At 66.5% G+C, this 13,548-nt stretch carries 8 protein-coding genes; 3 read left to right on the plus strand and 5 right to left on the minus strand.

All coding sequences use genetic code 11. The features are described 5' to 3' along the window. The first annotated feature begins 8 nt into the window (after positions 1-8). Positions 9-1,943 (plus strand): SurA N-terminal domain-containing protein, encoded by a 1,935-nt coding sequence (locus AB3X86_RS20640; protein WP_368597413.1) that lies wholly within the window; start codon positions 9-11, stop codon positions 1,941-1,943. Between the two features lie 108 nt (positions 1,944-2,051). Here AB3X86_RS20640 and AB3X86_RS20645 read toward each other — a convergent pair whose 3' ends face one another. Together AB3X86_RS20645 and AB3X86_RS20650 are read right to left on the minus strand one after the other, a co-directional pair. Then, positions 2,052-2,393 carry a hypothetical protein gene (locus AB3X86_RS20645; RefSeq protein WP_368597414.1) on the minus strand — a complete coding sequence of 114 codons (342 nt, stop codon included), beginning with the start codon at positions 2,391-2,393 and terminating at the stop codon, positions 2,052-2,054. 119 nt (positions 2,394-2,512) lie between these two features. Continuing rightward, positions 2,513-3,217: an arylesterase gene (locus tag AB3X86_RS20650; protein WP_368597415.1), complete on the minus strand. Its 705-nt coding sequence runs from the start codon at positions 3,215-3,217 to the stop codon at positions 2,513-2,515. Here AB3X86_RS20650 and AB3X86_RS20655 point away from each other — a divergent pair. Then, positions 3,216-3,902, plus strand: coding sequence for an ABC transporter ATP-binding protein (locus AB3X86_RS20655; protein WP_176108599.1), 687 nt, complete (start codon positions 3,216-3,218; stop codon positions 3,900-3,902). The genes AB3X86_RS20650 and AB3X86_RS20655 overlap by 2 nt on opposite strands. Positions 3,903-4,031: 129 nt before the next feature. Here AB3X86_RS20655 and pgi read toward each other — a convergent pair whose 3' ends face one another. The 3 genes from pgi to AB3X86_RS20670 all read right to left on the minus strand — a co-directional run bounded on the left by pgi (position 4,032) and on the right by AB3X86_RS20670 (position 9,123). Further along, positions 4,032-5,654, minus strand: a complete 1,623-nt coding sequence (gene pgi / locus AB3X86_RS20660; protein WP_368597416.1) for a glucose-6-phosphate isomerase — start codon at positions 5,652-5,654, stop codon at positions 4,032-4,034. Between the two features lie 340 nt (positions 5,655-5,994). Continuing rightward, positions 5,995-7,650, minus strand: coding sequence for an NAD(P)H-hydrate dehydratase (locus AB3X86_RS20665; RefSeq protein WP_368597417.1), 1,656 nt, complete (start codon positions 7,648-7,650; stop codon positions 5,995-5,997). Between the two features lie 177 nt (positions 7,651-7,827). Next, entirely contained in the window at positions 7,828-9,123 is a 1,296-nt protein-coding gene (locus tag AB3X86_RS20670; RefSeq protein WP_368597418.1) for an FAD-dependent oxidoreductase, read from the minus strand. A 313-nt stretch (positions 9,124-9,436) separates the two neighbouring features. On the opposite strand from AB3X86_RS20670, the gene purL reads away from it, so the two are divergent. Next, positions 9,437-13,519: a phosphoribosylformylglycinamidine synthase gene (gene purL / locus AB3X86_RS20675; protein ID WP_368597419.1), complete on the plus strand. Its 4,083-nt coding sequence runs from the start codon at positions 9,437-9,439 to the stop codon at positions 13,517-13,519. Positions 13,520-13,548: the final 29 nt, after the last annotated feature.

Genomic DNA, 13,548 nt, shown 5'->3' on the forward strand with positions numbered 1-13,548 from the left:
CCTCACGCATGCTCGATTTTTTCCGCAATCACCAACGCCTGATGATGTTCATGCTCATCCTCGTCATTTTGCCGGGGTTGGGTTTTGTCGGTATTCAGGGCTTCCGCGGCTTCTTTGACGAAAGCGCAAACGTCGCGAGTGTCAACGGTCACAAGATCACCCGCGTCGAATACGACGACGCGATGCGCCAGCAGATCGACCGGGGGCGTCAGATGCTCGGTGCACAGTTCGACATGAAGTCGTTCGACACACCGGAGCGCCGCCGCCAGATGCTCGACGGCATGATCGAGCAGCGTGTGCTCGCCGACGAAACGCAGCGTCTGCATCTGACCGCATCGGACGACGCGGTGCGCCGTGCGCTGCTGTCCGATCCGGTGATTTCGTCGCTGAAAAATCCCGACGGTTCGATCGACCTCGAGCGCTACAAGCAGTTGCTCGCGATGCAGGGCATGACGCCCGATCAGTACGACGAGCGCATGCGCTACAACCTCGCGATGCAACAGCTGCCCGCGAGCATCACGGCGAGCGCGTTCACGGCGAAGACGCTTGCGCAGCACCTGACCGAGCTGGCCCAGCAGCAGCGTGAAGTGCAGGGCATCGCGTTCCATCCGCACGATTACGAAGCGAAGATCCAGCCGACCGATGCGCAACTGCAAACGTATTACGACGCGCATCGCAACGACTTCGCGACGCCCGCTACCGCGACGATCCAGTATCTGGTGATGTCGCCGGCCACGCTGGGCGCATCGGTGCAGCCGAGCGACGCGGACCTGAAGAAATACTACGACGACAACATCGCCCACTTCCGCACCGAAGGCGAAGTGCGCGCGAGCCACATCCTGATCGCGGCACCGAAGGACGCGAGCGCGGCCGACAAGGCCAAGGCGAAGCAGAAAGCCGAGGAGTTGCTCGCGCAGCTCAAGGCGCATCCAGACCAGTTCGCGCAGATCGCGCAGCAGAGCTCGCAGGACCCGGGTTCGGCATCGAAGGGCGGCGATCTCGGTTACTTCGGCCGCGGCATGATCGCGGGCGGCCAGGCGTTCGACGACGCGGTGTTCGCGCTGAAGAAGGACGAAATCAGTGGCATCGTGCAGACGGACTTCGGCTTCCACATCATCAAGGTCACTGATGTGAAGCCGGCGGTCACGAAGTCGTTCGACGAAGTGAAAGACCAGATCACCAGGGAGCTGAAGACGCAACTGGCGAGCAAGGCGTTCACCGACGGCTCGGAAGGCTTCACGTCGCTGGTCTATGAAAAGGCCAAGAGCCTGCAGCCGGCCGCGGACAAGTTCAAGCTGCAGATCCAGACCGCGACGGTCACGCCACAGCCGGATGCGAAGCTGCCGCCCGACAGCCCGCTGAACAATCCGAAGTTCCTCGCAGCCGTATTCGCGAACGACTCGGTATCGGCGCACAACAACACGCAGGCCATCGACGTCGGCAACAACACGCTGATCGCCGCGCGCGTGACGGATTACAAGCCCGCCGCCGTGCCCGCCTTCGACGCGGTGAAGGACGCGGTACGTCAGAAGGTCATCGCCGAGCAGGCGAACGAAGCGGCGCACAAGGACGGCGCTGCGAAGCTGGCCGAGTTCGAAAAATCGAAGGCGACCGCCGGTTTCTCGTCGCCGCTGAAGGTATCGCGCAATGACGCGCAGGGCGTGCCGCCTGCCGCACTGAGCGCGATCTACAAGGTCGATGCGCAAAAGTTGCCGGCCTACGTCGGTGTCGATCTCGGCGATGACGGCTATGCGATCTATCGCGTGAACCAGATCGTGCCGCCCGCGGCCACCGACGCGCAGCATCTCGCCGTCGCGCAGCAGCAGATTGCGCAGGTGGACGCGCAGTCGCAGGCCGAGGCCTATCTGAAGGCGCTGCGCGAGCGCTCGAAGGTGCAGTTCTACGGCACGCTCGACAACGCCGCGCAGACGGCCGACCAGTAAGCCGCCGCAGTAAGCCGCCGCAGTAAGCCGCAGTAGGCATTACCTGCCGGTCAAAGGAAAAGCCCCGCAAATGCGGGGCTTTTTCTATCTACGCCCAGGACGACCGTTTCACAGACAGCCGCTGATCGCGCCAGTAGCATCGCTTGCGCCGGCGCCGCCTGCGCGGAAGCCGACCCACGTACCCTTGCCGCTATACGACGGACGGACCACCGCTGCCGCGCCGTTGGGCGGTTGCTGGCCCGGGACGTAGACGTCCATGGCCTGATCGTTGGCCAGGATACTTTGCGAAACGACCTGCTGTTGTGAGCTATCCGCCCATTTCTGCGCGATGCAGGTTGCGACGGCGCGAGGCGGCTGCTGGCTTTGACCCACCGACTGAACCCCGGCCGGCGGTTGAGCCGCGCAGGCCGAGATGGCAACAGTCAAAGCGATTAACGGTAAGTATTTCAACGTTATCTCCTCAGGAGTCGCTCAAGATTGAGCCGGGTGGTACGGAACGCCCGATGCGTCAAACGGCTCGGAGATCCGTGCTCCCCCCAGGTTCCGGAAACAAGTCGTTAGCAGGTGTTTCAGTGCGGCGAACTTGTGCGAAGGAGTGGCTTGACAGCGGGCCACACGTTGTCGAGTAGCAGTGGCTGTGCCTGCTGCGTCGGGTGGATCTGATCGGCCTGGAACATATCCGGTTTATCCGCGATGCCGGCGAGCAAAAAAGGCACGAGCGGCAGATGGAATTCCTTCGACAGCTGGCCGTAGAGACCGTGGAACTTTTGCGTATAGTCGGGGCCGTAATTGGGCGGCACGTACATGCCGACGAGCACGACCTTCGCGTGGCCTTGCTGCGCCTGTTCGATGATCGTGCGCAGGTTGGCCTCGGTCGTCGAGAGGGGCACGCCGCGCAACGCGTCGTTGGCGCCCAGCTCGACGATGACAATGCTCGGCTTGAGCCGTTCCATCAGCGCGGGCAGACGCGCGCGCCCGCCGCTCGTCGTGTCGCCGCTGATGCTCGCATTGGCGACGCTATAATCGATGCGCTCTTCGGCCAGACGCTGACGCATCAACGCGACCCAGCCCGTATCGCGGGGCAGCCCGTACTCGGCAGAGATGCTGTCGCCGAGCACGACGATCACCGGTTTCGCGGGTTCGGGCGCATTCGCCGCATGAGCCTGCAACGGTAACCAAACCAGCGCGGCGGCCATCATGGTCGCGCCGAATGCCGCAGTCAGCGCCGCGGCGCGAGCGGCGATGGCGCGCACTTTCAACCTACGCTTCACCATGCCAAACAGAACTGATCCAGTCATTGAAGTGCGGGGTTTGTGCAAGAGGGTTAAGGATGCGACGGGCGAACTCACGATTCTCGATGACATCGATCTTGCCATCGATGCCGGCAGCAGCGTCGCGATCGTCGGTGCATCCGGATCGGGCAAGTCTACGCTGCTCGGGCTGCTCGCGGGATTGGACAGCGCGAGCGCGGGCTCGGTTCGGCTGCTCGGCCGCGAACTCGGCGAACTCGACGAAGACGGGCGCGCCGCATTGCGCAGCGGCGCGGTCGGCTTCGTGTTCCAGTCGTTTCAATTGATGCCGCATCTGACCGCGCTCGAAAACGTCACGTTGCCGCTCGAACTGCAAGGCGGCATCGGCACACGCGAGGCCTCCGCGCGCGCGCGTGAACTGCTCGAACAGGTAGGGCTCGGGCAGCGCACCGGTCATTATCCGAAGCTGCTGTCGGGCGGCGAGCAGCAGCGCGTTGCGCTCGCTCGCGCGTTCGTCACCCGCCCGAAGATTCTGTTTGCCGACGAACCCACCGGCAGTCTCGACGCGGCCACCGGCCACGCGGTCATCGATCTGATGTTCGAGATGAATCGCGCGCACGGCGCGACGCTCGTGCTCGTGACGCATGACATCGAACTCGCGCGGCGTTGCGACACCACGGTGACGATCGAAGCGGGGCGGCTCGCGTAATGGTCTGCCGGATCGCGGGCATGGGCTCGCGTACCGCCGCGACCATGTGGCCGTCGAAGCAAAAACAAAGCGGGCCGTAGCCCGCTTTGGTTTGTCCAGGGCGCACTATCGCGCACTTCAAACTTCCACTCAGCGCTTCAACGCAGCCCGCGCCCGCGCGATCAACGCCGACGTCGACGAGTCATGCTTCTTCACGTCGGCACTCGCCGCGCCCAGATCGGCTTCGACCACCTTGCCGAGGATCTTGCCGAGCTCGACGCCCCACTGATCGAACGGGTTGATGTTCCACACCGACGCCTGCACCAGCACCTTGTGTTCATAAAGCGCGATCAGCGCGCCGAGCGTGCGCGCGCTCAACGCGTCGAGCAACAGCGTCGCTGTCGGGCGATTACCGGGGAACGTCAGGTGTGGCGCGAGTTCCGGCTTGTCGGGGCCGGCCACTGTCTTTGCTTCCTCGAGCGTGCGACCCAGCATCAGCGCCTCGCTTTGCGCGAAGCAGTTCGCGAGCAGCTTCGGATGATGGCTCGCGAGCGGATGCTCGGGCGTCAGCACCGCGATGAAATCGATCGGCACGATCGTCGGGCCCTGGTGCAGCATCTGGAAAAACGCATGCTGACCGTTCGTGCCCGGCTCGCCCCAGGTGACCGCGGAAGTCGCATAGTCGACGAATGCGCCGTCGAGACGCGCGGACTTGCCGTTGCTCTCCATTTCGAGCTGCTGCAGATACGACGGCAGGAAATGCAGCGCCTGCGAATACGGCGCGACCAGATAGCTCTGCGAGCCGAAGAAGTTGCGATACCAGATGCCGATCATGCCGAGCAGCACCGGCAGGTTCTTTTCGAGCGGCGCGGTGCGGAAGTGCTGGTCCATCTCGGCGGCGCCGGCGAGCAGTTCGTCGAACTGTTGCGGGCCGACCGCGATCATGATCGACAGACCGACGGCCGACCACAGCGAGTACCGTCCGCCGACCCAGTCCCACATCGAGAACACGTTCTCTTTCGCGATGCCGAACTTGACGACTTCGGCCGTATTCGCCGACACGCCGACGAAGTGCTTCGCGAGCGCGCTTTCCGGGCAGCCTTTCCGGATGAAAAAGTCGCGCAGCGAGCGCGCATTCGTCATGGTCTCCAGCGTCGTGAAGGTCTTCGACACGATGATCGCGAGCGTCTCCTCGGGATCGATCTGCTGCATCACGTTGTACAGATCGGCGCCGTCGACGTTCGACACGAAGTGCGTCGAGATCTCGGGCGTCGCCAGATGATGCAGCGCGTGCACGACCATCTTCGGCCCGAGATCCGAGCCGCCGATGCCGATGTTCACGACATGACGAATGCGCTTGCCGGTGTAGCCGGTCCACGCGCCGCTGCGAACCTGTTCGGCGAACGCGGCCATTTTCTTGCGCTCGGCCTGCACGTCGGCGAAGAACGGCGCCTTCGGGTCGGTTGCGCGCAATGCCGTGTGAAGCGCGGCGCGGCCTTCGGTCGGGTTGACGACTTCGCCCGCGAACATCGCGTCGCGGCGCTTTTCGACGCCGGCTTCGCGCGCGAGTTGCACGAGCAGTTGCAGGGTTTCGTCGGTGATGCGGTGCTTCGAGAAATCGGCTGCGAGACCGCCGCCCGCGAACGTGAAGCGTTCGGCGCGGGTGGGAGCGGGATCGTTCTCGGGGGCGAACCAGTCGCGCAGATGCGCATCGCGAATCGTCTCGTAATGCGTCTGCAGCGAGGACCAGGAGGGGAGCGAGTTCTGGGTCATAGCGTCCGTCTAACCAAGGGGCACGAAGGAAGGCGCGCGCATGAAGCGCGGCCGAGAATGATGCGGCGATTCAGTCAGAGCGATGCCACGCGGGCCGGTCCGCGAGCGGGTGCCGACGATACTTCGCGAAGCGGGTGAACTTCGCGAAAACGCGAGGCGGCGCACGCGCCCGCTGGAGTATCGCCACGACCCGCAGTCGATCCGACGCGCGGCGCAGGCAATCAGTATAGCGGGGATGCGCGAGGGGCAGCAGTGCGTTGCGCGCGCTCGCAATGATTGGGATGGCGATGTTTCACCGGTGTGACCGCGCGCCGCGAACAACCTGCGCACGACACGTCCGTCACGCAGGCGTCGCCGAATAGAACAGCCGGTTCAGCAAGGTACGCACCATCGGTGCCAGCTCGCCGGCCGTCAATCCCGCGGGACCTTGGCCCTGCGCGGTCAGCGTATCGGCGGCGAGACCGTGCAGATAGACGCCTGCGAGCGCCGCCTCGAAGCGCGGCAGGTGCTGCGCGAGCAGCGCGCCGATGATGCCGCCGAGCACGTCGCCGGTGCCGCCCGTCGCGAGCGCGGCGTTGCCGGTTGGGTTCAGCGCGAGGCGACCGTCGGGCGCGGCAATGATCGTGCCGACGCCCTTCAGCACGACGACGCTCGCGAAACGCGCTGCGAGCGCACGGGCGGCCGCCAGACGGTCGCGCTGCACGCTCGCCGCATCGCTGTCGAGCAGGCGCGCCGCTTCGAGCGGATGCGGCGTCAGGATGCACGGATCGCCTTGCACGCCGCGCGCGGTGACTTCGGCGGCGAGCGCAGGGTCTTTGGCGATCAGATTCAGCGCGTCGGCATCGAACAGCTTCGGCACGTCGAGTTTCAGCACGTCGTGCAGGACGCGCGTCGCGCGTTCGCCATGCCCCATGCCGCAGCCGACCGCGAGTGCGTCCATCGAATCGAGCGGCAGCGTGTCGATCGGATGCAGCATCAGTTCGGGGTGCGGCGGATCGTAGGGCGGGGCGCCTTCGCCGAGCAGCGCGACGTGGACCTTGCCCGCGCCGCTGTAGAGCGCCGCGCGCGCCGCGAGGATCGGCGCGCCGCACATGCCGGTGTCGCCGCCGACCACCGCGAGGCTGCCGAAGGTGCCCTTGTTGGTCGCGAAGTTGCGCGGGGGCATGAACGGGCCGAAGAGGTCGGGGGCGCTGAGCTGGATCGCGGCGCGGGGGGCGCCTGTGGCGGCGTCCTGGCCACCGCCGCCGCCGTTGATCCCTGCGGCGAGCCCGATCGGGGCGACCGTCAGCCGCCCGGTGAGGTCGCGGCCCTGCGCGGTGAAAAGCCCAGGTTTCGCGCCGATGAACGTGATCGTGTGGGTCGCATGGACCGCCGCCGCGCCATTGCCGCCGATCACCGCGCCGGTGTCGCTGTCGAGCCCGCTGGGCACATCGAGCGCGAGCACGGCGCCTTGGGTCGGGCGCGTCTTCGTGCGCTGCGACAGCTGCCGCGCGAGCGTTGCGAATACGCCGTCGAGCGGCCGCGCGAGACCGATGCCGAACATGCCGTCGACGAGCCAGCCATAGCCGTCGAGCGAGGCGGGCGGCGCCGCGTCGATCGGCACGCCGGCGGCGCGTGCGGCGTCGAGTGCCCAGCGCGCGTCGGCGGGCTTTACTTCGACCGGCATGCAGACTTCGACGGCGATGCCGGCCTTGTGCAGTTCCGTCGCGACGACCAGCGCGTCGCCGCCGTTGTTGCCGGGACCGGCGACCAGCCATGCGCGCTGCTGCGATTTCGTCACCGAGGTGTCCGCGGCGATCCGTTCGAGCAGCCAGCGCGCGGCCGCGTGACCCGCGCGCGCCATCAGCGTGTGCTCGGGCAGGGCCGCGGCGGCCTGGGATTCGGCGATCCGCAAGTCGGTCAGCGTCAGCAGCGGCAGCGCACGCGGCTGCGGGTCGCTGAGTGGGGCGGTTAGCGGATCGAAAAGGGTGAGCAGCGAGTTTTCGGCGTCTGTCATGGCGAACCTGGCGGTGCGCCCGCGGCGCGGCGGGCAGACTGGGGAATCGCTATGGTAGTGCCGATAGGCGCGCGGCGTGCGGCTGATTCGGTGCTGGCGGTGGGAGTGGCGCGATGAACGCGGGGTGTCGACAGCGGGCTGTCAGCCCGCCATACCCGCCGGCAAGAGCGCGAAACCTTACTGGAACCGCTCCGGCCGCAACGCCGCGAGCGTGTCTTGCGGCAACGTCGGCGTCTGTCCCGACATCAGTTCAGCAACGAGCTTGCCCGCGCCGCAGGCGAGGCCCCAGCCCGCGGGCCCATGCCCGACGTTGACGAAAAGCCGCGGATGCAGCGCGTTGCCGATCACCGGCAAGCCGTCCGGCGACAGCAGTTTCACGCCTTCCCACGGCAGCGCCGCCGAAATGCGCGCGGCGCCCGGAATCCAGTCGTGCGTCGCCTGGCCGAGCATCGCGAGCGCCTCCTTGGTCAGCGCTTCGCCGAGCGGCTTGTCGATCTGGCTGGCGCTTTGGAGCACCGCGCCGCCCGCGATCCGCAACCGATGGTTCATGCGGCTGATGCCGATGCGCTTGACCGCATCGACGATCGCGATATGCGGCGCGCATTCCTCGTGCGCGATCGGCGCGACCAGCGAATGCAGCCGCAGCGGATGCAGCGGCAGCTTGAGTCCCGCGCGGTCGAGCAGCGCGAGGCTGCCATAACCGGCCGCGACCACGACCGCGTCGGCTTGGACCACGTCGATTTCGCGCGAGCGGGGCGCGCCGTCGCGCGGCGCCAGTTCGACCGCCGCGCGCTGATTTTCGAGCCGGATGCCGGTCACCTCGCAGTTCGGCATGAACTGCACGCCGCCCTGGGCATCGAGCACCTGTTTGACGAGCTTGGTGAAAAGCGGACAGTTCGCGGTGCGCTCGTGCTCGAACAACACGCCACCGGCGAATTCAGGATCTGTGGGCACTGCATGCTCGAACGCCGCGCATTCGGCCGGGCTCATCACATGATGCGGCACCTCGAACTGGCCCAGCAGATCGAGCGCAGCGGCGCTCAGCTCCCATTCGTGCGCGCTGCGCACGAGGTACAGGAGACCGCTCGCCTGTTCGAATTCGAGGCCGAAGCGGGCTTCGACGTCGGCCATCGCCTCGCGCGACGATTCGATCAGCGGCCGCAACAGCGCGTACTGGCGCGCGAACGCCGCGGGTTCCTGCCATGCTCCGAGCTGTTTGCCGAACTGCCGCGCGGCGCCGTTGAAGCCGGTCTTACTGATCACGCCATTTTTCGCGTTGTAGCGGCTCGCCATGAAGGTCGGGCCGAACCAGACGTCGAGCGGCGTCGGCAGCACGGTGCCGCCTTGTCCGTAAGTGGCGCCTTGCGCGACGGTCGCGTGACGCTCGACGACGCATACCCGGTGGCCGGCCGCGCGCAGCTGATAAGCGGTGGCGACGCCCGCTACCCCGCCGCCAATGACGATGACATCCATGCTCTGATTCGATGTGCCGACGGGCGGCTCACGCGCGTTCCCGTTGGCTGTGACATGCGGCGCGCAGCCGGGTGAAGCCCGGGCCGCGTGCGCCGATCTGGTGAAACGCGAATGATAGCAGTCAAAGCACCCGCGCGGCGACGCGACGGGCACTCCGGCGACGCCTCGCGCGGGCAAACGCGGCCCGCCGGCGCCACACCCCGGAGCCCGCTGGAAGCCCGTTCCCGGGGTATAATCTCGGACTTCCTTTCCGCCTCACGTCGCCTGCATGCGCGGCTCTCCGGCATCAATGAGCGACGCAACGTCAAGTCCCATGGCCCACTTCTCGTGTTTCCCCGGCGCTTCGGCCCTTTCCGATTTCCGTCAAACCCGCCTGCTCGAAACGCTTACGCGCATCGACCCGAATATCACCGGCGTGCGCGGGCAGTATCTGCACTTCGTCAATGCCCAGACCGAACTGTCCGCTGAAGACAGCGCGAAGATCGAGGCGCTGATGCACTACGGCGATCCATTCGAAGAAGGCAAGGAACGTGGCACGGTGGAGACCTTCCTCGTGGTGCCGCGCTTCGGCACCGTGTCGCCGTGGGCCAGCAAGGCAACCGACATCGCGCATCATTGCGGGCTCACGCAGGTGCGCCGCATCGAGCGCGGCGTCGAATACTCGGTGACGCTGAAAAGCGGCCTGCTCGGCGGCAAGAAGACGCTGTCCGACGAAGCGCGCGCGGCCGTCGCCGCCGCGCTGCACGACCGCATGACCGAGAGCGTCGCACCGTCGCGCAACCACGCGCTGCATCTGTTCGACGAACTGCCGGCCAAGCCGCTGCAAACGGTCGACGTGCTCGCGAGCGGCCGCGCCGCGCTGGAAACCGCCAATGTGGAACTGGGCCTCGCGCTCGCCGACGACGAAATCGACTACCTGGTCGACGCATTCACGAAACTCGAGCGCAATCCGACCGACGTCGAACTGATGATGTTCGCGCAGGCCAACAGCGAGCACTGCCGCCACAAGATCTTCAACGCGGACTGGACGATCGACGGCGAGAAGCAGGACATGTCACTGTTCAACATGATCCGCAACACCGAGAAGCTGAACCCGCAGGGCACCATCGTCGCGTATTCGGATAACTCGGCGATCATGGTCGGCGGCATGGCCGAGCGCTGGTTCCCGCGCACGCCAGCCGAACTCGGCGCGAGCGAATTGCCGGAGCACTACGGTCGCAGCGTCGAACTCACGCATACGCTGATGAAGGTCGAAACGCACAACCATCCGACCGCGATCTCGCCGTTCCCGGGCGCCGCGACCGGCGCGGGCGGCGAAATCCGCGACGAAGGCGCGACCGGCCGCGGCGCGCGTCCGAAGGCGGGTCTCACGGGCTTTACGGTATCGAACCTCGAACTGCCGGACGGCGTCGAGGCGTGGGAAAACGCGCGCGACTCCGCACAGCCGCTCGCGCAGCGCAATCCCGCCGACCAGCACGAAGCGTACGGCCGCCCGGACCGCATCGCGTCGCCGTTGCAGATCATGATCGACGGCCCGCTCGGCGGCGCCGCGTTCAACAACGAATTCGGCCGGCCGAACCTCGGCGGCTACTTCCGCACCTACGAGCAGAATGTCGCGGGGCTCGTGCGCGGCTATCACAAGCCGATCATGATCGCGGGCGGCATCGGCAATATCTCCGACCAGCACACGCACAAGCACGATCTGCCGGAAGGCTCGCTGCTGATCCAGATCGGCGGCCCGGGTATGCGCATCGGCATGGGCGGCGGCGCCGCGAGCTCGATGGCGACCGGCACCAATACCGCTGAACTCGACTTCGACTCAGTGCAGCGCGGCAACCCGGAAATCGAGCGGCGCGCGCAGGAAGTGATCAACGCGTGCTGGCAGCTCGGCGAGAAGAACCCGATCCTCAGCATTCACGACGTCGGCGCGGGCGGTCTGTCGAACGCGTTCCCCGAAGTGGTGGACGGTGCGGGCAAGGGCGCACGGTTCGAACTGCGCAAGATCCAGCTCGAAGAAAGCGGCCTGTCGCCGCGCGAAATCTGGTCGAACGAAGCGCAGGAGCGCTACGTGCTCGCGATCGCGCCGGCCGATCTGCCGGTGTTCGAGGCGATGTGCAAGCGCGAGCGCTGCCCATTCGCGGTGATCGGCACGGCCACCGCCGAGCGTCAGCTGAAACTGATCGACTCAGAGCAGAACGAAGCCGCGCACCAGCCGGTTGATATGCCGATGGAAGTGCTGCTCGGCAAGCCGCCGCGTATGCACCGCGACGTGAAACGCGTCGAGCGCGCGCTCGAACCGGTCGACGTGACCGGCCTCGCGCTGCAAGAGGTCGCGCAGAGCGTGCTGCGTCATCCGACGGTCGCGAGCAAGTCGTTCCTGATCACGATCGGCGACCGCTCGGTCGGCGGCACGACCGCGCGCGACCAGATGGTCGGCCCGTGGCAGGTGCCGGTGGCCGATGTCGCGATCACGACGATGGATTACGCGGGCTTCAGCGGCGAAGCGATGACGATGTCCGAGCGCACGCCGCTCGCCGTCATCAACGCGCCGGCCTCGGGCCGCATGGCGGTCGGCGAGGCGATTACCAACATCGCGGCCGCGCCGATCGCGTCGCTCGACAAGCTGAAGCTGTCGGCCAACTGGATGGCCGCGTGCGGTGCGCCGGGCGAAGACGCGGCGCTCTACGACACGGTCAAGGCGATCGGCATGGAACTGTGCCCGGCGCTCGGTATCGGCATTCCGGTCGGCAAGGATTCGCTGTCGATGCGCACGCGCTGGGAAGACCGCGGCGTCGCGAAGGAAGTGGTCGCGCCGGTGTCGCTGATCATCTCCGCATTCGCGCCGGTCGAAGACGTGCGCAAGCACCTGACGCCGCAACTGCGGCGCGTGAGCGAAGTCGGCGAGACGGTGCTGATCGCGATCGACCTCGGTCGCGGCAAGCAGCGTCTGGGCGGCAGCATCCTCGCGCAGGTCACGCAGCAGGTCGGCGATACGGTGCCGGACGTCGACGATCCGGAAGATCTGAAGCGCTTCTTCAACGCGATCCAGGCGCTCAATAGCGACGGCAAGCTGCTCGCCTACCACGACCGCTCGGACGGCGGCCTGTGGGCGACGGTCTGCGAAATGGCGTTCGCGGGTCACGCGGGTGTGTCGCTGAACGTCGACATGCTGGTACTCGATGCAAACCACGAATCGGATTACGGCGACGCGAAGGACTGGGCGAAGCAGACCAGCGGCCGCCGCGAAGACCGCACGCTGCGGGCGCTGTTCAACGAAGAGCTCGGCGCCGTCGTGCAGGTGCGCGCGGCCGATCGCGACGCGGTGCTCGCCGCGCTACGCGACCATGGCCTGTCGGCATGCTCGCACGTGATCGGCAAGACCAACGAGCGTGATGTCATCGAGATCTATCGCGACGCGAAGAAGGTCTACGAAGCACCGCGTGCCGAACTGCATCGCACGTGGAGCGAAGTGAGCTGGCGCATCGCGCGTTTGCGCGACAACCCCGCCTGTGCGGACGCCGAATACGATTCGCTGCTCGACGCAGCCGACCCGGGCATCACGCCGGTGCTGAGCTTCGATCCGGCGGAAGACGTCGCCGCGCCGTTCGTTGGCAAGGGCGCGCGTCCGCGCGTCGCGATCCTGCGCGAGCAAGGCGTGAACTCGCATCTGGAGACGGCCTATGCATTCGATCGCGCCGGCTTCGACGCGCACGACGTGCACATGAGCGACCTGCTCGCGGGCCGCGCGAACCTCGCCGATTTCGCGGGCGCGGTCGCCTGCGGCGGGTTCTCGTACGGCGACACGCTGGGTGCCGGCGAAGGCTGGGCGAAGACGATCCGCTTCAACGCGCAACTGGCCGACATGTTCGCTGCGTTCTTCGGTCGTGAAGACACGTTCGCGCTCGGCATCTGCAACGGCTGCCAGATGATGAGCAGCCTCGCGTCGATGATCCCCGGCGCCGAAGCATGGCCGAAGTTCACGCGCAACAAGTCGGAGAAGTTCGAGGCGCGTTTCTCGCTAGTCGAGGTGCAGGCATCGCCGTCGCTGTTCTTTGCGGGCATGGAAGGCTCGCGCATTCCGGTCGCCGTCGCGCACGGCGAAGGCTTCGCGGACTTCTCGCAGCAGGGTGACAAGTCGAAGGTCGCAGTCGCGATGCGCTACGTCGATCACCGTGGTCAGGCGACCGAGCAGTATCCGTTCAACCCGAACGGTTCGCCCGAGGGCATCACGTCCGTCACGACGGCCGACGGCCGCTTCACGGTGCTGATGCCGCACACGGAGCGCGTGCATCGCGCGGTGCAGATGAGCTGGCATCCGCAGGGCTGGGGCGAGATCGGCACGGACGCGAGCCCGTGGCTGCGTGTGTTCCAGAACGCGCGTCGCTGGTTGGGTTGATGGGTCAGGGGGCTGCCGTCGCGCGCGGC

Source organism: Paraburkholderia sp. BR14374 (assembly GCF_040948685.1).
Classification (GTDB): domain Bacteria; phylum Pseudomonadota; class Gammaproteobacteria; order Burkholderiales; family Burkholderiaceae; genus Paraburkholderia; species Paraburkholderia youngii.

Excerpts from the sequence above, each read along its gene's own strand:
- AB3X86_RS20655 (WP_176108599.1), top strand. The coding sequence starts at position 3,216 with ATGCCAAACAGAACTGATCCAGTCATTGAAGTGCGGGGTTTGTGCAAG.
- purL (WP_368597419.1), top strand. The coding sequence starts at position 9,437 with ATGGCCCACTTCTCGTGTTTCCCCGGCGCTTCGGCCCTTTCCGATTTC.
- AB3X86_RS20650 (WP_368597415.1), bottom strand. The coding sequence starts at position 3,217 with ATGGTGAAGCGTAGGTTGAAAGTGCGCGCCATCGCCGCTCGCGCCGCG.
- AB3X86_RS20665 (WP_368597417.1), bottom strand. The coding sequence starts at position 7,650 with ATGACAGACGCCGAAAACTCGCTGCTCACCCTTTTCGATCCGCTAACC.
- AB3X86_RS20670 (WP_368597418.1), bottom strand. The coding sequence starts at position 9,123 with ATGGATGTCATCGTCATTGGCGGCGGGGTAGCGGGCGTCGCCACCGCT.
- pgi (WP_368597416.1), bottom strand. The coding sequence starts at position 5,654 with ATGACCCAGAACTCGCTCCCCTCCTGGTCCTCGCTGCAGACGCATTAC.
- AB3X86_RS20640 (WP_368597413.1), top strand. The coding sequence starts at position 9 with ATGCTCGATTTTTTCCGCAATCACCAACGCCTGATGATGTTCATGCTC.